Origin of the sequence: Roseimicrobium sp. ORNL1, assembly GCF_011044495.1 — a bacterium.
In the GTDB taxonomy this organism is placed as follows: Bacteria; Verrucomicrobiota; Verrucomicrobiia; order Verrucomicrobiales; family Verrucomicrobiaceae; genus Roseimicrobium.
This window is the reverse complement of sequence record NZ_CP049143.1, coordinates 3,250,120-3,270,433: the sequence shown is the minus strand read 5'-3', so window position 1 is coordinate 3,270,433 and position 20,314 is coordinate 3,250,120. Positions and strand designations below refer to the sequence as shown.

Genomic DNA, 20,314 nt, shown 5'->3' with positions numbered 1-20,314 from the left:
CTTTAGGGCATGCCGGCTTAAATTGACCCTTCGATTTCCCGCCGGGTTCGGAAAATTGGAGAAAGACACAGGCCACGGAACTCCGTGGGGAAACGGCTCTCAGAATGCACAACTTTTGCACAACAGCCGACTCAACTGGTCGAGCATCCTCAGCGTAACTTGCTGAGAGTGAAAGTGCACCCGACACGACTCGAACGTGTAACCTTCTGATCCGTAGTCAGATGCTCTATCCATTGAGCTACGGGTGCGTTTGCTGCGTTTGGCAGCGGGATGTGATAGTACTTAGAACCAAGGTATTGTCAAACTCAGCGGCATGCTTTTTCAAGAAATCTGTAACTTTCTGCCGCTTCACCTCATGCCGTACTTCATTCGACCTGAGGTGCAGGCAGGGACTGGCGCTCAAAGTCGGCGGCGTTGCTAGGCGTGATGAGGAGGGGCTTCACCTTCTGGCGCTTTTTGGGGGCGTAGCTGGCATCGTCCAGGAAGCGTTCGATTTCGCGCCAAGCGACATCCACCAGCGGCGGGTGGAAGATGGTGGCATCTAGCACGCCTTTGTTCACCAGGCTCGCTCCACCCTCAGCGCCGGGGACGGCATCGGTGCCGAGGATGAGCATGGACTCACGGGTGTCCACGCTGGTCTCGCGCAGTTGCTTCGCGGCGCCGGCAGCCATCAGGTCATTGTGGGCATAGACCACGTCGAACTGCTTCTGGAGCCTCAGGGCCTCCTGGATGCGCGCGGCGGCATTCTTGTCGTCCCATCCCCCAGGGGCGTCGTGTACAAGCACCACGCCGGGTTCACGCTGGAGGGTTTCGATGAATCCCAAGGCGCGCTCCGTGGCACTCGCGCTCTCATCGTCGCCGCGCAACTGCACGACGCGCCCGACAGTGGCAGGGCGTCCCTCATCCGCCGCCTTGGCCTTCAGCGCCTGGAGCACGAAATCGGCAGCCATGGCTCCAAGACGGCGCTCATCGCTGATGATGGACACGGTGAAGGTGTCCTCCGGCAGTTCTCCTGCGAGCGAGATGACGCGCACGCCCTTGGCAACGGCTTCCCGCAGGGCCGGGGCGATCACGGATTCCTGAAGTGGAAAGATCACGATGAACCTGGCCCCGGACTCCACAGCTTCGCGGATTTGCCGGGCCTGCGCGAGAGCATTCCCTGCGGCATAGTAATGGGCCACGTGCATGGCTGGGCGCTTGCGGATAAGGCGTTCAAGCAGGGCGCTCTGGTAATTCCTCAGGGGCATGTCCCGGGAGTCCGCCAGAATGGCGACCTTCACCCGGTTGTCCTTCTGACCGCGCGCAGGCGGCGCGCCGTACTGCTCATTCGGGTCCTTGGGCTTGCATGAGGATGCCGCAGTGATGAGCACCACGCACAACAGCTTCCACAGGACATGACCGATGCCAGCCGCGGAGATGCGGGATGAATGAAGGTGCGAGGGTGTTGAGGGGGTATCCACCATGCTCAAAGGATAGGAAGGGAACGAAAGAGAATCGAACAGAATCGATGTATCACAGGGCTTCGTCTTCGGAAAGCTCCGGTCGAGCTTCCCGGCCCCCAATGCGCTCACCCTTTTTACGCACCGCGATGAATCCACTCGCCGCCGCCACCAGACCGGCGCAAATCCACGCCATCGTGGTGAATGACCACCACTCGATCATGGCATAGGCCAGAAATGGCGCCAGCACACCACGGATGCCGGTGAGAAACGTGTGCACGCTCATGTATTCGGCCACCGCGTGCTCAGGTGCGAGCTTGGTGACAAAGAGAGCCCACGCCAGATTGCCGCCTGCCAGGGAGAGTCCCGAAAGCGCCATGCCCGCGCCCCACCACCATTCATTGTCCCCCAGGAAAAAGCAGAGGATGGAGGCGGCGGTGATGAGATTCAGCGTGATGCGCACCACGAAGAAAGGAGCGCGATCAAACAGGATGCCCCAGTGGTAGGTGGAGGCCAGCCGTGCCAGCAACGGGACGACGCCAGTGAGCAGCGCCACCCTGTCCGCGCTCAGGGCAATGCCGTGGGTGGGATTCGCGAGGAACTCCACGAAGAGCGAGAAGGCCACGAGGTTCCCCACCCCCATCATCATCCACGAAATAAGCAGTGTGCGGAAGTCGCGGTCCTCACGCACCCAGCGCCACGAGCGCCAGAGGCTCCGGTCGCCGGACTCGGGCACTTCCCACGGGGTGGCCGGCAATCCATAGGTCAGCCACCCGCTGAGCACTGCCATCAGGGCGAAGGACCACAGCAGCCACGGATACGCCTCCAGATTCCAGCCCAGCAGCCATCCCCCACCCCAGCTGAAGACGGCCGCCCCCAGCGCGCGCATGATGCCTGTGATCGCATAGAGCCTGCCACGCTTCGCCGGGGGATAATTCGTCCGGTAGAGCTGCGTCATGAGCGGGATCTGCAGGGCGAAGAGGATGAAGCCCAGGCTGATACCCGTGATGAACATCACCTCTGAATGCGGAAACAATGCCGAGAGCGCGAAGCACAGGCCTGCCACCAGTTGCGTGACCGCAGCCGTCTGCGCCACCGTGCTACGCATGCGCAGCAGCATCGGCACCACAAAGATGGCAGCAATCATCCCGATGCGCGGGCTGCCCAGGAACATGGCCTTCGCCGCATCACTCGCGTCGAAAACCTTCACCGCCACGATCATGCCAAAGGTGGTGTACGCCGTGTCCAGAATACCCGCCGGAGCAGACCGCCACATTTCGTTGCGAAACATGATGGTGGCGGACGAGGAAGGCGGCATTGGCGGCCGTTAAAATCTTCCAATTCCCTCCCGCGTGCAAATGACTTGCCGGAGAATGACAGGAAATGAAAGGGAAACCGCGTGCTGCAGGCGCCCATCCTTCTCAAGTGGAGAAACTTTTTTACCAGATAGCTGTTCCGACTTTTCACCGGAGGGTGCATGTGGCAAATGTCGACCGCTGTTTCCAACACATCTTTGCCATGACGACCATGAAATCCATTGGGTACCTGGCCTTTCTGTGGGGCTGCCTTGCTTCATCATGTGAAGGATGATCTCGCCTGCAGCCCTTCTTCCTGACCAAGCGCCAACCTTCCAATTTGCTCCCGCAATCTTCAACATCATCACCCATGAAACTGCCTGTCATCTGCCTCTGCTTCAGCTTCGCCGTTTTCGCATGGAGCCAGGACCCCTCCGCCAAGCCGAAGCAGCCGGCGGACCCCGGATTCGAGATCAAGGGAATGCGCTGCTTCAGCGACAGCATCATCAACAAGGCGGAGGTCGGCAAGAGTGGGTTCAAAGTCGAGATCGGAGGCAGCATTGGCACGCGATCGGGACCCGGCTCGGAGCTGAGCGATTTCACTTTCCCTGAAAACCAGCAGAAGCAGTACTTCATCTTCGACTTCGGTCCCCAGGGCGCGGAGAAAATGATCACTGCCAAGCTGAAAGCCATGCGCACAACCGCGGGCGCGGGACTGAGCATCGTGGAAGTCAGCGGCAAGACTGACAAGGAAGGCAAACTACCCGCCGAGTGGAACTTGAAAAAGAACTGGCCGGTGGGCTTCTTCAAGGTCTTCTTCACCTGCGAGGGCCAGCCCGTCGGCACGGCGGGTTACCTCGTGAAGGCGACCAAGGACCGCGAGGCGCCCATCAAGGCCACGGGCGTGACAATTCTTTCCTTCAAGGATGGCAAGTCTACGGAGAAGACTGGGCTCACGACCTCGGACAACGATCTCGTCTTCAAGTGTGCCACCACAGGCGGCAATACAAAGGGAGTGCCCGTGCGCATGTTCATCGGCCAGATCGATGACAAGGGCGAGAAGAGCATCTTGAAGAACTCCGAGATCACCGTGGAAGACTGGCCACTGGAAGATACCGAGCTGGTCTATTCCTTCGAACTGCCAGACAAGTTTCCCGCAGGGAAGTATCACATGGTCATCTATGCGAACAACGAGATGCTCATCGCGCATCCGTTCACGGTGGCGGAGGAGTGAGGCGGGTGTGAGGAAAGAAAGGCATCTGGACAAGAACCGTGCAGGTGACCCAGTCTTCCCGACTTGAATCTGCGCTTTGCGTCTTGGAGCGCGGCGGCAAGCGCCAAGGCGCGACACCGCTTTGAACGAAGAGAATGAACGCTACGGATGCGGGACGGCATTGCAATTCCCAAAATGATCTCCCGCAGGAAGCTTGGGATGCTGGATTTCACTGAAGTTCTCTGGAACATCAGGTCGAGATTCCTCCGTTCAACGCGGTGTCGCCGCCTCAAGGGAGGCCTGTGCCACCGCACTCCAAGACGCAAAGCGCTTCATCACCTCACTCGTTTCTTCGACACCATTGGGAGTCGTCTCGGTGCCAGGTGCCAGCGCTCACTGAATAACTTCATATACGCCACCAATACAGGCATCACTCACGCTGTAGCTCCCGCTCCACCCGCACTGCCGGGCACTGCGGGTGCAGCATCAGGAGCGGCCGTATCCTTAAACCGGAAGAAGATCACATAAAGCACGGGCACGACGATCAAGGTCAGCACGGAAGCAAAGAGCAGGCCCACGATGATGGTCACGGCCATGGCGCCGAAGAAGACATCCATCGTGAGTGGGATGAGGCCGAACACGGTGGTGAGCACAGCCATGAGCACCGGGCGCACGCGGCTGATGGAAGCATCCACCACGGAGTCCCAGGGGACCTTGCCCGACTTCAGTTGTGTGTTGATCTCATCGATAAGCACGATGGCGTTCTTGATCAGCATGCCGGAGAGGCTGAGTGCGCCAAGCAGCGCCATAAATCCAAAGGGCTGATTGAAGGTCAGCAGACCTATGACCACCCCAATGAGAGCGAGTGGCACCGTGAGCCAGATGATGGCCGTGATACGAAGGGAGTTGAAAAGGCACACGACTATGAGCACCATCGCGAGCAGGAACATGGGAAGCGTTCCCGCGAGCGCGCCCTTGGCCCGGGTGGAGTCCTCGTGTTCACCACCCCATTCCATCGCATAGCCGGGCGGCAGAGGGATGTCCTCGATCGGTTTGCGGATGCGCTCGAAAAGAGTGCTGGCGAGACCGCTCGTCTGGTCGGCATGCACGGTGACGGTGGCCAGCCGGTCACGCCGGGTGACGATGGGATCCTCCAGCTCAGTCGAGAACTCGGAGACAATCTGGCGGATGGGAATGCCACGCCGGACCACGGGGCTGAAGATCTGGATGTTCTCAATGTACTGCGGATCGCTGCGCTCGCTCTCGGGGGCACGGGCGACGATGGGAATGAGCTCGTCTCCTTCGCGATAGATGCCGATGCGGCGTCCTGAAGTGGCATCCGCTAGGGCCTGCCCCAGGTCGGTGCGCGTGAGACCGGCGAGCCGCGCCTGCGCTTCAGAGAACTGCGGACGGACGACCGGCATCTCATCGCGCGCATCAATGCGCACGCCCATCGCGCCGCCGTCAGCACGCAGTATCGCCATGGCCTGATCCGACAGCGAGCGCAGCACAGTGAGATCCGGACCGGAGAAGCGGGCCTGGATGCGTCCGCCAGCACCCGGTCCGAGGAGGAACCTCTTGGTGATGATGAGGGCGTCCGGGTACTTTTCGCTCAGTTCCTTCTGCGCCTGTGGCAGCAGTTTGGCAATGTTGTTGTGGTCATCGACGTCGACAATGAACTGCACAAACGAAGAGTCGAACATCTCCGGCGCATACGTGAGCAGGAAGCGCAGAGCACCCTGGCCCACGCAGGTGGTGACATGGGTGACCCCAGGCATGGACTTGAGGTGCTTCTCCATTTCCTCCGCCGTCTTGGCGCTGGCATCGAGCCGTGTGCCGACGGGCGACCAGACATCCACCATGAACTGCTCGCGTGTGGAGTCGGGGAAGAAGCTGTTTTCGACAAAGCGGAAGCCCCAGATGGAAAGGGCCATGAGCCCCACCAAGGCGAGCACCGTGGCCCAGCGGAAGCGCAGGCAGGGCAGCAGGAGCTTCTTGTAGGTCTGGTACACGATGCCTGCATAGGGATCCTTCGGCGGGCCGTCGCCAGTCTTCTTCCCCGGGGTGAGGAAGAGATAACAAAACAGCGGCGTGATGGTGATAGCCGTGAGCCAGCTCAGCAGGAGCGAGATGAGAAGGACATCAAAAAGCGAGCGGCAGTACTCCCCCGTAGAGTCATCAGAAAGGCCAATCGCGCCGAAGGCGAGCACGGAAATGATGGTGGAACCGAGCAGCGGAATGGCCGTCTGCGAGACGATGTCTTTGGCCGCCTTCATGCGGTCCACCCCCTTCTCAATGGCGATGAGCATGCCCTCCGTGATGACGATGGCATTGTCCACGAGCATGACGAGCGCGATGATAAGGGCCCCGAGCGAGATGCGCTCAAGGATGAGCCCATTCGCATGCATCACGATGAACGTCGCGCAGATGGTGATGAGGAGGATGGCCCCGATGATCAATCCACTTCGCAGGCCCATCGCGAGGAGCAGCACCACGATGACGATCACCACGGACTGCCCGAGATTCGAGACGAAGTCATTGATGGAGACGGTCACCGTGTCCGCCTGGAAGGAGATCTTGTGCAACTCCACCCCGAGTGGGATCTCCGAGCCGAGATCGCGGATGCGCCGTTCCACGGCAGCTCCCATGGTGACCACATTGCCACCACTGAGTGTGGAAATGCCGAGGCCGATGGCAGGCTTGCCATCATAGCGCAAGATGGTGTCCGGAGGCTCGCTATAACCCCGGCGGATGGTGGCGATGTCCCGCAGGTGCACCAGTTCCCCGCTTTGCTCACCACGCCGGATGATGAGCTCTCCGAACTCTTCCACCGTCTGGAACACCCCCGTGGGGCTGATGGCCAGCCGTGTGGCACCGACATCCACCGCACCGCTGGGCACCACGAGATTCTGCTCACGCAAGGCGGCGTGAATCTCTGCCGGACTGATGCCGAGCTGGGAACTGCGGTCGCGGGAAACCTCCAGGTAGATGACCTCCTGCTGCACGCCGTAGAGCTCGACCTTTTGCACATCATCCACCAGCAGGAGTTCCCGGCGGAGCATCTTCGTCACATCGTGAAGCTGCGCATAGGAGTAGTCCTCTCCCGTGATGGCGAAGAAGATGCCGAACACATCGCCAAAGTCATCGAGCACCAGCGAGGGGCCCGCGCCTGGAGGAAGCGCGCGCTGCGCATCATTGATACGGCGGCGGAGTTCATCCCACACCTGCGGCAATTCGTTGGCTCCGTATTGGTCCTTGATGGTGACGGTCACGGTGCTGCGCCCGCGCTCCGAGCGGGAGACCACGCGATCCACCTGGCCAAGTTGTTGCGCGGCTCGCTCAATCAAATCTGTTACTTCCTCTGAAACCTCCTCAGCCGTGGCGCCGGGATAAGGCGTGATGATGAGCGCGTCCTTGATCGTGAACTCCGGATCCTCCAGCCGGGAAAGGTTCATGTAGGCACCGACGCCGAGCACCACCATCAGGAAGGTGAATACAAGCGTAACAGTGCGATAGCGGATGGACGCTTCGGCGGGATTCATGGAGGAGAATCAAGGCTTGTTACCCTCAAGCCGCCGCACGGTCATGCCCGCCGACAGGAAGCGCACTCCAGAGGAAACGAGATCATCACCCAGCTTGAGACCCTCCGAGCGAATCTGCACCGAGTCCCCCGCGAGCGTGGCCACTTCGACTGGCACGCGCTCCACCTTGCCCGTCGCGGCGTCCCAGCGCCAGACCCAGGTCTTGCCTTCCGCGGTGAGCAGTGCACGCACGGGAATCTGGAAGAGACCCGGTTGGACCAGTGGTGAGCCGTCCTCCTTGCGGAAGCGGAGATGCACCGTGCAGGTCATGCCGGGAAGGATGTTGCGATCCTCGGGAGGTCGCAGGACAAAGGAAACGAGAAAGGTGCGGGAGGAAGGATTCGCCTGCGTGGCGAAGGAACGAAGCGTGAGCGGAAAGCGCTCGCCGGGGATGGCGGGAAACTCGACCGAGCCTTCGATGCGCTTGCTCAATTCTCCGGCAGTAACGTTTCGATCCAGCATGGCAAAGTGAGCCTCTGGGACCTGTACGTCGACCTCGAGTGTACTGATATCCTGCAGCAGCACCACCGGCTCGCGGGCTTGCACGTTCTGGAAATTGCGCACGAAGCGGCGGGAGATGCGGCCCTTGATCGGGGCGAAGAGCTTCGTGTCATCAAAGGCCTTCTGCGCCGCGCGCTGGGAGGCCTCCACCACTTCAAAGGCTTCACGCAGGCGGTCAACCTCGCTTTGCGAAACCGCCCTCCGTTCCAGAAGACCACGACCGCGATCATACTCCTGGCGTGCGGCCCTGAAGGATGCCTGCACGCTGTCGAGAGCGGCGCGGAAGTCATTCTGATCCAGTTGGCCAATCAAATCCCCGGGCTTCACCACTTTGCCGTCATACACCGGGAAATCCACGAGCCGCCCGCCGACATCGAAGGAGAGGTTAACATTGTGCTCGGCGGTAACTTCACCCGGAAAACTTCGGAACGGCGCCTCGCCCACCTCCGGCAGTGAGAAGATGGTAACGGGAGGGGTGGCAGGTTTGCGTTCCTCAGGCTCATCCGAGCAGCCAACAACAAATAGCGTGAAACCCGCTGCCAGCAGGAGTGGAAGGCGATTTGATTCGCTTCGCATGGCTGTGCGATTTCCTCACATTCGAAGAAGGTTTACAATCCTATTCTCAAGAAAAACATTTATTCTGCCGCGCCTGTCCGTCTGAACTCAGTTTCTATCTTGTCGACAAAATTGAACTGGGCTGTTTTGGCACTCTTCCTGTATTGACCTGCGTCGCGTGAGCCGTCATTCTGTCAAAGTCCTGTTTTCCAAATGGCGGGCGTTGGTTGCCATGAGACTCCATTGTGTTCCTTCTGCTGCCATGTCTGGTAACTCGTGCTTTTCCATCTTGTGAAGATGATGTGCGCATTCTCTCTGATGCGTCGTTTTTCGAGGTCTTACAAAATCGGGTTTCTTTCTGCCTCCCCCCATGAAGACGACACCGAAAGATATTCGCCTGAGTCTGGATGTTCGCTCGGTGGATCGTTTGCTCAATCTTGCAGACACGCCGCTGACCCAGCCCGGACTCCATCCTGAGGCTGCGCATGTGCTGCGGGTGCAGGCTTCGGGATTTCCGAAGTGCACCCGTTTCCAGGTCGACGTCGTGGTGCCCGCGGAAGACAAGAACCGGCAGGAGGAGGTGCAGACGGCGGTACGCACCCAGTTCCATGAAGAGTACATTGAAGCCCGGAAGGAACTGCGCGCGATCTATCAGAAGGGATGGTGGAGTTTCCTGAAGGCCCTCGCGGTCGTAGCGGCTTTGATCATGCTGAGCGAGGCTATTCTCTCCTTGGGGAGTGCGCGGCTGCTCACCGCATTGAGCAAGAGCCTCGTCATTGTGGCCTGGGTGGTGTTATGGGCCCCGGCGGAGACATTGATCTTCGCCCCCTTTTCCGTTCGTCGAAAACGGGAGCGCGCGAAGGCCCTGGCGTGGGCCGATGTGGAACTCCACACGAAGTGAGATGGAGCGCAGGGAAAGCGGTGTTCCAGCCTCACGGCAAAGGTGCGTCGAGTTGGGTAGCCCAGTGGTGGTGGTTCCTTTGTAAATTAGCGCCCTTCTTGTGAACAAAAGTTAATCCATGCACGTCAGAATCGCGCTTGCTGCCGGAAACCAAACCCGGGTAAGATCTGCCGCCATGAACATGGGAATCCGCCTCACACTTGTGCTTGGTCTCATGATGCTCGCCGCCGCGCCAGTATTGGCGCAGACGCAGGCGCAGACAGAGCCTCCAGAGAAGGCCCGCCGCTACCTCGACATGCTGCGCAAAAGACCGCAGTTCGGTGTGGTTTTTGAGCGCTTCCTCGATGCCTGGTATGAGGCCTCCACGCCGGACGAACTCGGAAAGCACCTCATTGCAGTCGCTGCCAAGCCGGAGGCCAAAGCCGGGGACCACCTGCTGCTCGCTCTTTTCGAGACACGTCGAGGCAATGAAGCGGATGCCGTGACCGCCTTCAAAAAAGGCCTGGCCGCGGATCCTGGCAATCCCCCCGCCTGGCAGGAGCTCGCGCGGCTTCAGGTGCGCATGCTGGACTTCACCCAAGCACTGGACAGCCTGGACAAGGCACTCCAACAAAAGCCTGACAAAACACTGGCCGTGGAAATCGAGAAGCAGCGCGGTCGTGTGCTGTTGCGCACCGGCAAGCCTGAAGACGCCCTCACCGCCTGGCGCAAGCTGCTGGAAGCCCACGCGGATGACGAAGACCTCGCGGAGGAAGTCGTGGATGTGCAGCTCGATGAAGGTCTCTACACCGAGGCCGTGGCTCTGATGAAGAGCCTCATCGATAAAACAAAAGACGCCTACACCAAGGTCACACGCCGCATGAGGCTTGCAGACATCTACCTGCGCGCCGGCATGAAGGCAGAGGCACTGGAGCAGCTCAGCGAAGTGGTCCGGCAGTCCGGCTACGATACCTGGATCGAAAGCGAGGCACTGGCGCAAACGGACCAGATTTTCCGCCGCGAGGACAACCTCAGCGGACTCGCCGGTCATCTGGAAAAGCTCGCCACCGCGGAAGACAAGCGTGTGGCCATCAAGCGACACCTCGCCCGCGTGCAGGCGGAGACCGGGCTCAAGGACCAGGCCTTCGCCACGTACAAGGATCTGCTGGCACGCACACCCGGTCGCCGTGATCTGCGTGAAGGTTATCTCGATCTGCTGGAGCGCTTTGGGAATTTCACCGAAGCCATTCCGCAAACGAAACTGCTGCTGGAGCAGAACCCCGGCGACAAGGAACTGCACCTGCGCCTCGCAGCCCAGCAACAGCACTCCGGCGATACCAAGGCCGCCAGCGCCTCGCTTGATGCCTATCTCGCCATGCCCGGTGCAACGGAATACGACCACCTGCGCGTGGCCATGCAACTGGAGAACTGGGGCCGCAAGGACGATGCGAAGACTGCTTTCGAGAAACTCATCGTAACCTTTCCGCAGAGCACCAGCGCGCGTGAAGCGCAGGCGCATTTCCTGCATCGTACCGGCTCTCGCGAGCAAGCACTAGCCATCTGGAAGGAGCTTGCGGCAAAAGGGGATCAAGAGCAAGTGCTCGCCGTCTCGCAGGCATTGCTGGCGCGGCAGGAGGCAAAGGCCGCGCACGAAGTGCTGATGTCGCGCCTGGGCGAGTTTGGCAAGGATCCGCGTTACCTCGCTCCCCTGCTCACCGCAGCCATCAGCGTTAAGGAGGAGAAGGCTGCCGTACCACTCGCGTTGGATCGCGTCCGCCTCACGATCGATCCCGGCATGCTGGAGGACTCCATCCGCCAGGCGGTACAAATCCTGGAGAATGCGCAGCAAGTGCCGACGACTATTAAATCGCTGCAAGGCCAGCCAGCGTTGAGCATCGCGGAGCGGTGCCTCCTTGCAACGCTCTTCGAAGAGAGCGGTGAAAAGGAAACCTCAGAGCGCACGCTGCGGGAAGCGAGTGCAGAGCATGCCCTACTCGCCCAGACACGGCTCGTGGGATTGATTGAGTCCCGCCAGGACTGGCCGCGCGCTGCACAGGAGCTGGAGAAACTCATCGCTTTGCCGGAGGGCCGCAATTCGCAGCATCTCCAGCGACTAGTCGACTTGAAGGACCGCTCCGGCGAACCCGAGGCAGCTTTGAAGGTGGCTCTCGAATGGAAGACCCTCTCGCCCGGCGCTCTGCAGCCCTGGCTCACCGAAGCCGCGCTGCTCACTCAACTCAACAAGCCTCAGGAAAGCATCAAAATCCTGCGCGCTGCATCGCGGAAGTTTGAAGACGATGATAACGTCGCCGCCGCGCTGGCCAATGCCTATGCGGACGCGGGACAGTTTGGCGATGCCGAGCGCATCTTCCTGCGGCTGGTGGAGAAGGCCGAGTCGCTCGATGACAAGATACGCTGGGTGGCCGCATTGGCCCAGGCAGCGCAGTCGCGGAATGCCATCAAGGACGTGACGGCGAACTTCCAGGAACGCCAGCGCCGCAATCGTGAAGATGCCACCCCGTGGCTCGCCCTCGCAGAAATCGCCCGTGTGACCAACAACGATGCCGAACGCCGCCGCTGCCTGGTCGAAGCCTCACGCCTGCGGCCGAAGGACATCGATCTCCTGCATCAGATCGCACGGGTGGAAGAAGACACCGGCAACTTCAAACAAGCCATGCAGACGCTGGAGAAGGCCGCTGCGTTGGATACTGGATGGCGTACCAAGCAGGCCATCGCCATGACGCAACTGCGTTCAGGAGATGAAGAGACTGGCTTCCGCCTGCTGGGAGATCTCATGGGTGGCAGCGCGATCGACCCCAAGGATGCCCTGCGCCTTGCGGAAGCCATGATGGCACGCCAGCACTGGGACAAGGCGGTGGCATTTCTCACCCCACTGGTTGCGAAACATCCGGCCGACTACCGCCTGCGCTATGTCAAAGCCATTGCGCAGTATCAGAGCACCGACGCGAGCGGCGCGATCACCGAGTTTCTGCAAGTCGCCGCGGCGAAGGAGGAAGTGGAGGAGGTGTTGAAGAAGGCCCTGCCCTCGCTGCAATCTTCCTGGGAGAAATCATATTATGGCAATCTCGACAAGACCTCACCGCCTGGCACATCAGACATTTACCGCACGCTTCGCGCCATGTATGAAGCGACCCAATACCGCCAGCGGTATCAACGTAGCAGCACGGCCTTGTCCTCCGGAGTGAAGGTTCCCAAGGATGTCTCGACCGCAAGACGCTACGCCCTGGCCAATCTCATTCAGCTCCACGCGGATGCTGATACTGCAGAGAGAACGCGCATCGCCACATCACTCGAGGCATCCGGCACGGGGCAGGTGAAGGTGCTTCTGGCATTCGAGCCAAATGAGCAGGCCTCATGGAACGTGACCGTGGTGGAGGAGGCTCTGGAGGCAAACCCCTCGGATCCACTCCTGCAAATGTTCGGCGTGGAATTCAACGGTGGGAGCGGGAGCGGCAGCCGGACCCTTCCCATCGAACAATGCCGGGCGGCGTTCGACGTTCTCAAGGAGAAGTATCCGCTCCCGGCCTTCCGGGCAGCCGTTGCCGCTGTGAAATCGGATACTGACGTCGGGCTGCCCATGCTGGAGAAGGCACTGGCTGACATGGAGAACGCAAAGGACATCAATGCGTCTCTCACCAGTGAGCTCGCCCGCATGCTGGGTGGCGGCCAGAACAGCAGCCGGGTGGAGCAGCAGCGCATCGACCTGCCGGATCCGCTCCGAAAGAAACTGCGCGCGGCCATGGTGCGAAACTTCACCACCCAACCTCCGGCGAAGCCGGGTTCGTTTGACTATTCCATCCTCTACTCGGCAAATGCCTGCCGGGCCGAAGGCGCGTGGGAGGATTACATCACCCTGTGGAATCATTTCATGAAAACCCTGCGTGAAGCAGATGTCGCGACGCAGAAATCGATGAAGGCCTGGAGCTACCGTTCTTCGTCCCAAAACAGCGCACTGCTGCGTCCCCTTCCCTTCCCTACCAGCGATTCACTGCCGGGCCTGTTCTCGATGATGATGCAGTTCGTGGACCCCTTCAATCCGGGCTCGCAAAACTATGCACGCCCCGGACCGGAGGATGACTATGCCGCCATCGTTCCCCTGCTGGATAAGGTGGAGGATCCGTCCATGCGCATCGCCCTGGCGTACAAAGCCAGTCAGAGCAAGCGCGTGGAGGAGGAACTCCAGGCCCGCTCCGGGAGGGACGATGTCACGCTCGATGACCTGCTCCTCGCAGCCAGCTACGCAGGTACCGCCGGGGACCATGAGCGCGCGCTGAAGCTGCTGGTGCGCATGCAGGCATTCCCCATGGACGGCGCCCGCCGTGCCGAGGTGGATGCCGCAATCGTCCATGCTGTCACGAACCTGAAGGAAAAGGAGAAGATGGCACCCTTCGCAGAGGCGGGTCAGCAGGCCGCGAGGCGCCTGCGAAGCGCCAAGCTGGATGCCCGGCAGCGTGATGAACTCGCCGAGGCCTTTGCCACCCTCGGGCTCAAGGAGGAGTCAGAGCAATGGAAGCGGCTGGCCGCGCTGGCTCCGACTCCCCAGCCCCAGCGTGGAAGTTCGGGAGGCTATTCGCGGCAAACCAGCCGCACCCGAGTGGAGAAGGCCCTGGCCAAGAACGATCCGGCCGAGGCCATCAAGGCGGTCGTCGCTGAACTGCGCACCATCCGCTCCTCCTATTGGGATGGCAACAGCGGCTATGCAGTTCAGGAAGGCGCCACGCTCATGCGACGGCTGAACTTCCCCGACGCCAAAACGAAACTCGTGGCCGCCCTCAATCCCGGCCTTGGCGCGGCTCTCGCAAGGCAGGAGGAATACGCCTCTCTGTTGGAGATTGCCGGCGAAAAGGTACTCGCGCGCCAGGTCTATGAAGATCTCGTGCAGAAGCACCCGGATTCGTACATCTCACGCATCCGCCTGCTCGTGCTGATGGCCCCGACGGATCCCCAGAAGGCCATCACACTGTTGGAAACCGTGCCGCTCAAGGCCTTCAACCAAGCACTGGGCTACATCATCGTGGAACTGTCCAATGACAGCAACATGACCACGGATGTCCGCGCGGCGCTCTTCAATGCCATGTCCGCCGTGCTGGAGAAGCACGCCGGTGATGAGGCCGCGCGGCGCATGCGCACGGACCTGGACTGGGTGCAGGAACTCCCGGCGATGCTGGCCCGCCGCACATATGGAGGCGGCAAGTCCCTGCCCTACCTGTACGACAGGGACCCCTACGACGACAAACGCTACAACTACGTCAAACCAGACGCTCCAGAGCTCAAGGTGCGCCGCGCCGCAATGGACCGGCTGTGCAAGGCCATGATGCTCTATCCACGTCTGGCCCCTTCGGCATTCGCCTGGCATGCAGGACTGGTCTTGCACGAGGGCGGCAATGTCGAGGAGCTGGCTGCGCTGGCCACGGAGCTCGTCGCGAAATCAAAGGCATTCTATTCCTCCGGTCAGATGCCGACTCCGTTGCAGCCACGCAGGTATTCCGCCTACGAGGAAATCACCGCGCTCTGGAGACCGCAGCCGGCGGAGTTTCTGGTGTGGCGCGCGTGGAAGAATGGGCAGGCTTCAACCATCGAGTCGGAGATCCTCCCCGCCGTGCAGCAGTCGATGGACCGCAGCGAATTTGCCCTCCTGAAAACAAGGGTGCGTGTGTGGACCAGTGAACCGCAGGATTTCTCCGACTCTGCGGAAACCTTCCTTCGTACCGCAACCGCAGGAAGCTCTGGCTCGGGTTACCGCCAGCTCGAACACGCCGTGTGGCTGGTGGACCGCTGGGACGAACGCAAGCTCCGCGGTCCCGTGCTGGACAAGCCGATGATATCCCTCATGAAAGGCACCTCGAGCTACAACGAGGGCAGCTACTTTCAACTGTATCTCGAAACCCGGGCAAAGCTCGCACCGGAGGCGGACACGGCTGCATTCATCCAGCAGGTAATTGCCACCTATCTCGGTTCCCATCAGAACCGCTGGCCTGAGCGCATGAGCGCCTTTGTGAGCACGCGCTACGGTCGTGGCGGCTCCTTCAATGATCGCGATGCCTACAATGTGGGCACGATGCTCTCCACGCTGGCCGAGCGTCCCAAGACCAAGGCAGCTGCCTTGCAGGGCGCCATCATCACCGGCTTGATCAATCACGGCGAATGGATGCGCAACACCATCGCACAAAACATCAACGAGGTGGGTGAGGACGCTGGGCTAAGCATGGCCTTCCTGCAGGAGGCCGGGTTCTTCAATGAAGCCACCACCATCCGCGTGCTCAATGAGCAGAATATCGTGCACAACATCTTCAGCGTGGTGAGAGGTAAGCCCGAGGTGCGCAAGGCGATGGGCGAAGCGCTGAAGTCGAAGCCCCGCACCTTTGGGGTGGACCTTACGGAAGTGATGCTTCAGCAAAATGTGGACGCGGCCCTTACAGAGTTCATCAAGCGTCGCAGTTTCGATCTGGCTACCATTCCGGCAGATCGCGTCCCCGGCCTGGCATCCCTGATCCGGCTGAACGTGTCCGCCACTGCCAAGAACATGGCGACGCTCGACCCGGTGATGAAGGAGGCACTGAAGCCCATCTTCGCCGGTGAACTCGCGGAGCAGAAGGGCCTTCTGGAAAAGTGGATGACCGCGAAGAAGATGCAGGAGCTGCAGATCGATGACGAGAAGTACGAGCAGGAGCTGGTGAAGAAATTCATCGAGCTCTCCACCAGCGACAGGAAGAAGGCCGGGGAGTTTTTCAACCATGCCTGCAAGCTCATGGAGGCGAAGCAAGCGACCGAGGATTGGAACAACTACACCGCCAGCAATGGATGGACACTCCGCTCCGAGATGCTCTCGAGGGCGATCAAGGAGTCTCCCAAGCTACGGATGCTGGGGCTCTCCATGCAGCTCTTTCACGAGGATGTGAGCGGCAATCTCACCATGCATGGATGGTCCCACGACTGTAAATGGGGCCAGGCCCTGCATGATGCATGGAAGCAAGGTGGCGGTGCCATCAACACCGGCAGCAGCTCGCAAGCCATGCTGACCGCACTGCAGGAAGAGCTGGGCGATACACCGCACACCCTGCTGCCGCTGGCCTTCTACGACTTCTACACCCGCCTCCCCCTCACTCAGCGCATCCCCACGCTGCAATGGGCGGAGAAGGCCGCAAGTGATCCTGCCATGACGGCACTGTCAGCGCTGGCAAAGGAGTTGGCTCTCGCCGGACGATTCTTCCTGGCCACGGATCCCGGTGCGCGGGGAAATGCCGACATGCAAAAGGCACTCGCGGAACTCGGTGGAGTGCACGCAGTGTGGCAGCATGAGATCGCACGCCTGCGGGATGAGAAGCTGCACCCGCGCGCCAGGCTGGCTCTGACCCATCACCTTTGCTACCGCGCCCCGGAATCCATTCCTGTGGAAGTCGCAGCGGTGGCGGGTCAGCTCTCGCTGGACGCTCAACAAAAGCTGCAGTGCATGCACGGCTACCAATACGGCTGGCTTCTCAAGGCATGGTGCCGTCTGCCAGCCGATGATGCATGGAAAAATCTCGCGCAGGCGCACTGGGCAGCCTGGCAGAAACGCAATGCCCTGCTGACGCCGGGTGAAAACCCAGTGTATGACCCGCATGACTGGCCAATCTTGAATGTCCTGCGCATGGCGGCCCATGCCGGCAATGAAAAGTGGCTGGGGGAAATGCGCCTCTCCTTCCTCGATCAGCTTCGGGATGACCCGTCCTTCCTGGCGGTGCTGGCCTCGGAAGGCCGTGTGAAGGATGCGGTCGAGTGGACCCATGCATTCGCGTCATCCATCACATACCCCTATGAGAAGAGCCTGGTGTGGAATGCCGAGGTCGCGCAGGCCGTGACTCAATTGCCCACCGTACAAGCAGACGCGGATGCAGTTTTCCTCAGCGAAGTCATCCTCTCGAACCTGCCAGACCCGCCCAAGCCCGATCAGGCATCCATTCCCAACTACACGGACCGCCGCAAGCGCATGCTCGCGCTCACGAAGCGGATGAAGGATATCACCTTTACCAATCCCGAGGTGAAGCGCTCGTGCCTTGAGGAGTTCGGCCAGCAGTACTACTGCTACGAACCACTCTCCGCCGACTTCGACGAAGCCGCAGCCAAGGTGGATATCGCTGCCCTGGCAAAGTCCCAGAATTCCCAGGAATCCTACCGCCGGCTCAAGCCCATGGTGGCCAGTATCGGCAGGAAGCTCTGGAGCGGCGACACGAAGGCCGCCATCGAAGCCTACGACAGGGCACTGGTCACCGACTCGACCCAGCACGAGTACTACCGCAAGGCCGTCGCACGAAACTGTGTGTGGGATGCGTTGTGGGCAGTGCCGTACCAGTGGAGCAGCCAGCAGAAACCTGACCGCACGGCCATGCTGGCATTCGTGGATCACATCCTCACCAAGACGCCGGATGAACTGTACAGCGAGCACGTCTCAGACGCTGTCGGCCTGAAGCTTCTCATCCATCACCTGGAAGGCCACCCGGAAGCCATCACCGCCTGGCGCAAGACACTCACCGTGGACCGCGCGCAGAAACTGAATGCCTCTCTTTCAGATCACTTCCGCGTCTGGGCCTATCTCGACACGATGAACCAGGACGCCAAGCTCCGCAGCAAGCCGGAAGACCGGGCCGCACTCGTCGGTGCCCTGCTGAAGGATGAATGGATTGGCCCACGCTATCCCGAAAGCGGCACCAATGTTGCCAACCTCATCAGCACGCTGACCAAGGACAAGGCCTTCAAACCCGAGGAAATCCCCGCCGTCTGGAAGATTCTCGCTGAGGCCCTTCCTCGCAAGGGCCGCACTGCCGGCGAAGCCGCAGATGTGCTGGCGCAACGTGGACTCACCGATGAAGCGCTCGCAGCGTTTGATCTCGCGATCAGTCAATCCACCGCTGACTACGCCACCTCCGCCGCCTTCATCTGTCGTAAGGCAGAGTTGCTCGCCCAACTCAAACGCGACGAGGAAGCCTCGTCAGACCTGCTCGCCCTCGACGAGAAAAAGATGGGACCTGGAGCCAAGAGCCAGCGTGCCGCCCTCTTGAAGAGACTGCAGCAACCGAAGGAGGGTGCGGTCTCGCAATAGGGAGTAGGAGCGCCGCACCACCCAAGGAGCGGCTGCTTCAGCTGCCGTTGATTCGCGCTCGAAGCGCGAAAAAGGGGCGACTGAAGTCGCCCCTCCTTGATTTGTAATTCGCGTTACGCCAGCTTGATTTCCTCGCCGGTCTTCGAGTTTGCCAGCAGCACCTGCTCGCGCATGTACGTGGGATCCGTGCGGAAGGTGAGACGAGCCTGATACTTGCGCTCGAGATCGACAAGAATCTGATCGTCCGAGGAACGCAGGCGTTGCATGACATCCGGGTGGATGACGACGACCACATCCCGGTTGTTCTCCGGCAGACGGGCCAGCACGGAGGTGAGGCGGCGCTGGATTTCCACGCTCATGGTGAGCGGTGTCTTGATCTGACCATGGCCCTTGCAGTGCGCGCACTCCTCAAACATGGCATCGCTCAGGCTCTCATGCAGACGCTGACGGGTCATTTCCATCAGACCGAACTGCGAAATCTGCAGGATCTGCGTCTTGGCCTTGTCACGCTGGGTGTGATCGACCATCGACTTGTACACGGCGGAGCGATCCTTGCCGTGCTTCATGTCGATGAAGTCCACCACCACAAGACCGCCCATGTTGCGCAGGCGCAGCTGGCGGGCGACTTCCGCGGCCGCCTCCATGTTCGTCTGGAGGATGACCTTGTCCACGTTCTGGCCGCTTCCCTTGTTGCGTCCGGTGTTTACGTCGATGGCGATGAGCGCCTCGGTCTGGTCGATGACGATGTAGCCGCCGCACTTCAGCCACACCTGGCGGTAGAATGCGGTGTCGATCTGGCGCTGTACATTGTATTTCTCAAACAACGCGCCGGGGCCGTTGAACAAGGTGATGCGACGCTGGGCGCGGCGCGAAATCGGCGCCACGAGTTCCTTCATGCGATCCACCGTGGCCGGATCATCGCAGACGATCTCATCGAGGTCTTCCGTGAGGAAGTCACGCACGGTGCGCTCGAAGATGTCTGGCTCCTCGAAGCAGCAGCAGGGTGCCTTCTGGCTGTCGCGGCGCGCAGCGATATCCTTCCACTGCTCCAGCAGGATGCTCAAGTCGCGCACGATGTGGCGGGTGCGCTTGCCGGAGGCCTCCGTGCGCAGGATGATGCCCATGCCCTCGGGAAGGCTGAGTCCCTCGATGATGCGGCGCAGGCGGGTGCGTTCCTTCGGATCGTCAATCTTGCGCGAGATACCGCAGGATTCGTTCTGCGGCATGAGCACGAGCAGACGGCCGGCCAGTGAGATGTTCGTGGTGACACGCGGTCCCTTGTTGCCCACGGGCCCCTTGGTGATCTGCACGAGGATTTCCGAGCCCACAGGATAGAGGTCGGGAATGTCCTTGGCGTTGATGCTCTTTTTCTTCTGTCCACCCTTGCCGCCGCGGCTCACCTCTTCCATGGCCTGGGTGTTAAGCGCCTCAGGGATGGCGTCCCAGAAATGCAGGAAGGCGTTTTTCTCCAGGCCGATGTCCACGAACATGGCCTTGAGGCCCTGCTCGATGTTCTTGATGCGGCCTTTGTAAATGCTGCCCACCAGGTGGGTGGTGCCCACGCGCTCCACCGAGTATTCCTCCAGGATGCCGTTTTCGAGCAGGGCCACGCGATTCTCGAGCTTCTCGCAATTGATCACAATGCGAGTGCCCTGGGTGGGATCCTTCTTCCCGGTGATGAACTGCGTGATTCGTTTGATACCGTTTTTGACAAACTCCAAAGCCATAAGCGTAAAAATTTAAATGAGGT

At 60.5% G+C, this 20,314-nt stretch carries 8 protein-coding genes and 1 tRNA gene; 3 read left to right on the top strand and 6 right to left on the bottom strand.

Annotated elements, in window-relative coordinates:
• Positions 1 to 175: 175 nt before the first annotated feature.
• The 3 genes from G5S37_RS13125 to G5S37_RS13115 all read right to left on the bottom strand — a co-directional run bounded on the left by G5S37_RS13125 (position 176) and on the right by G5S37_RS13115 (position 2,757).
• Positions 176 to 248, bottom strand: a tRNA-Arg gene (locus G5S37_RS13125).
• A 117-nt stretch (positions 249 to 365) separates the two neighbouring features.
• A complete protein-coding gene (locus tag G5S37_RS13120) occupies positions 366 to 1,463 on the bottom strand; it encodes a substrate-binding domain-containing protein (RefSeq protein WP_165204583.1) in 1,098 nt (365 codons plus the stop codon).
• A 49-nt stretch (positions 1,464 to 1,512) separates the two neighbouring features.
• Positions 1,513 to 2,757, bottom strand: a complete 1,245-nt coding sequence (locus G5S37_RS13115) for an MFS transporter (RefSeq protein WP_206026430.1) — start codon at positions 2,755 to 2,757, stop codon at positions 1,513 to 1,515.
• Positions 2,758 to 3,104: 347 nt separating this feature from the next.
• Here G5S37_RS13115 and G5S37_RS13110 point away from each other — a divergent pair, with 347 nt between their 5' ends.
• A complete protein-coding gene (locus G5S37_RS13110; protein WP_165204580.1) occupies positions 3,105 to 3,968 on the top strand; it encodes a hypothetical protein in 864 nt (287 codons plus the stop codon).
• A gap of 413 nt (positions 3,969 to 4,381) precedes the next feature.
• Here G5S37_RS13110 and G5S37_RS13105 read toward each other — a convergent pair whose 3' ends face one another.
• Both G5S37_RS13105 and G5S37_RS13100 read right to left on the bottom strand, forming a co-directional pair.
• Positions 4,382 to 7,489, bottom strand: a complete 3,108-nt coding sequence (locus G5S37_RS13105; RefSeq protein WP_165204579.1) for an efflux RND transporter permease subunit — start codon at positions 7,487 to 7,489, stop codon at positions 4,382 to 4,384.
• A gap of 9 nt (positions 7,490 to 7,498) precedes the next feature.
• Positions 7,499 to 8,605: an efflux RND transporter periplasmic adaptor subunit gene (locus G5S37_RS13100; protein WP_165204578.1), complete on the bottom strand. Its 1,107-nt coding sequence runs from the start codon at positions 8,603 to 8,605 to the stop codon at positions 7,499 to 7,501.
• Between the two features lie 349 nt (positions 8,606 to 8,954).
• Between G5S37_RS13100 and G5S37_RS13095 the strand changes: the two genes are divergently transcribed.
• A complete protein-coding gene (locus G5S37_RS13095) occupies positions 8,955 to 9,485 on the top strand; it encodes a hypothetical protein (protein ID WP_165204577.1) in 531 nt (176 codons plus the stop codon).
• Positions 9,486 to 9,666: 181 nt separating this feature from the next.
• Entirely contained in the window at positions 9,667 to 18,564 is an 8,898-nt protein-coding gene (locus G5S37_RS13090; protein ID WP_165204576.1) for a tetratricopeptide repeat protein, read from the top strand.
• Positions 18,565 to 18,677: 113 nt separating this feature from the next.
• Here the strand turns inward: G5S37_RS13090 and G5S37_RS13085 are convergent, their stop codons facing one another.
• Complete coding sequence (locus G5S37_RS13085) at positions 18,678 to 20,291, bottom strand: Rne/Rng family ribonuclease (RefSeq protein WP_165204575.1); 1,614 nt, start codon at positions 20,289 to 20,291, stop codon at positions 18,678 to 18,680.
• Positions 20,292 to 20,314: the final 23 nt, after the last annotated feature.

What these genes read in the sequence shown, in the direction of transcription:
- G5S37_RS13120 (WP_165204583.1), bottom strand. Translation starts at nt 1,463, where the DNA reads ATGGTGGATACCCCCTCAACACCCTCGCACCTTCATTCATCCCGCATC.
- G5S37_RS13115 (WP_206026430.1), bottom strand. Translation starts at nt 2,757, where the DNA reads ATGCCGCCTTCCTCGTCCGCCACCATCATGTTTCGCAACGAAATGTGG.
- G5S37_RS13110 (WP_165204580.1), top strand. Translation starts at nt 3,105, where the DNA reads ATGAAACTGCCTGTCATCTGCCTCTGCTTCAGCTTCGCCGTTTTCGCA.
- G5S37_RS13105 (WP_165204579.1), bottom strand. Translation starts at nt 7,489, where the DNA reads ATGAATCCCGCCGAAGCGTCCATCCGCTATCGCACTGTTACGCTTGTA.
- G5S37_RS13100 (WP_165204578.1), bottom strand. Translation starts at nt 8,605, where the DNA reads ATGCGAAGCGAATCAAATCGCCTTCCACTCCTGCTGGCAGCGGGTTTC.
- G5S37_RS13095 (WP_165204577.1), top strand. Translation starts at nt 8,955, where the DNA reads ATGAAGACGACACCGAAAGATATTCGCCTGAGTCTGGATGTTCGCTCG.
- G5S37_RS13090 (WP_165204576.1), top strand. Translation starts at nt 9,667, where the DNA reads ATGGGAATCCGCCTCACACTTGTGCTTGGTCTCATGATGCTCGCCGCC.
- G5S37_RS13085 (WP_165204575.1), bottom strand. Translation starts at nt 20,291, where the DNA reads ATGGCTTTGGAGTTTGTCAAAAACGGTATCAAACGAATCACGCAGTTC.